This is a genomic window from Frankia canadensis (assembly GCF_900197875.1).
In the GTDB taxonomy this organism is placed as follows: Bacteria; Actinomycetota; Actinomycetes; order Frankiales; family Frankiaceae; genus Frankia; species Frankia canadensis.
This window is the reverse complement of the sequence record NZ_FZMO01000417.1, coordinates 1-1,612: the sequence shown is the minus strand read 5'-3', so window position 1 is coordinate 1,612 and position 1,612 is coordinate 1. Positions and strand designations below refer to the sequence as shown.

At 64.6% G+C, this 1,612-nt stretch carries 1 protein-coding gene; it reads right to left on the bottom strand.

The features are described 5' to 3' along the window. Window positions 1-1,556, bottom strand: a 1,556-nt coding sequence (locus C1A33_RS24985) for a reverse transcriptase domain-containing protein (protein WP_243407924.1), incomplete at its 3' end; no start/stop codon positions are given. Between the last annotated feature and the right edge of the window lie 56 nt (window positions 1,557-1,612).

The following is a 1,612-nucleotide window of genomic DNA, read 5'->3' as shown; positions in this document are numbered from 1 at the left end:
CCCTGTGCGCGTAAGGCGTGTTGGACGGACGATGCCAAAGGTGGGCCGTGACGGGTCTGCCGTCGACGTCGGTCGGTCCAGTAATCGGCAAGGGCCGGGTCGTCCGGAGACGACCGGCCCGCGACCATGACGTGCCGGATGATCGGAGTCCAGGCGTATTTGTGCAGGTAGGCGCCGGTCTTGTGATCTCCGAATACCCACTGGTCGTTCCTGGACTTGTTGAACGGGCCCCAGTAGCGCTTTATGATCCACTGTCGGCCTTTGTTGGGGTGGGCGCCCCGCGCCCACTGGTCGAGTTGCACCCAGAGAACCCGGTCCAGATCGCTGAACGCTTTCTTCGCCACCCCTGTCCGGTAGTAGGCCGCCTGCCCTCTGATGATGGGGTTAAGCTTGCCTATCACGGCCGAGGCGGGCTGTCCCCGCAGCGCCCGCAGTTCGGCCTTCATCCGCCGCCGTATCCTGGTCAGCGCCTCCCCGCTGGGTTTTATGAGCAGTTTCGGGCCGTCCTTCGTCGGGTAACGGCGGACGTTGAATGAGAGGAAGTCGAACCCCTCGGTGTCGGTGGCGATCCGGGTCTTTGCGTCGTTGAGACGCAGACCCTTCGGAGCCAGCCAGACAGCGAGGCGCTCCCGTGCCGTTTCGGCCTGTTCCCGGCTGTGGCACAGCACGACCAGGTCATCGGCGTAGACGACGACGGCGGGGCAGTCCCGGGCAAGTTCTCCGTTCTTCCGGTATCTGACCCCGGCGGCTTCCTCTATGCCCTGCAACGTTATATTGAGTAGCAGCGGTGAAATGACCCCGCCCTGGGGAGTTCCCTCCGAGGTCGGGGCGTACCGGTTATTGTCGACCACCCCCGCCCGCAACCACCCTGCTATCTGTTCCCGCCCAGGGAAGCCAGCAAGGCGGCCGAGCAAATGGTTATGGTTGATTCTGTCGAACGCGGCCTGGAGGTCCGCGTCGAGGATCCACCCGCGTTTCGCTCCTTTCTTTCCCAGCAGGGAGAAGATCTTCTCGATCGCGTCATGGCAGCCTCGTCCGGGCCGGAAGCCATACTGGCTGGCATCCAGCCGGGCTTCCCACTCGGGTTCCAATGCGTTCTTGACCCGGTTCTGCTGGGCGCGGTCCGCGATGACGGGTATACCGAGTGGTCTGCCTTTTCCGTTCTTCTTGGGGACGTGCACCCGTCGGACGGGGAGTGGGACCGTGCCCGATCCGCATCGTTGCAGCCACTGGGCCAACGAGGCCCGCTGCCGAGAGGTCATAGCGACCTCGCCGTCCACTCCCGGCGTCTTTCGGCCGGAGTTGCGCTGGCTTACCTGCCGCACGCTGACCAACGTGTTGGCACGGCTGCGCAACATCAGTTTCTGTAGATTTCGGGCGCGCTTGATGTCGCCCGCCTGCGTCGCCTTGAAGATCCTCTGCCGTAGCCGCGCTACCTGCCTGTCCTGCGACGACCAGTCGATGGCATCCCAGTCCGGCAGGTCCTCGGGTCCGTTCACCCCAGCTTCGGGCACGGTCGACACCGCCACCACGGCGGTGCTGGTCGTGTCCTTCACCGAAGCGCCCAACGTGCCCCTCGGACTCGGGCGGTTCCTTGTCATCGGTGTGTCCA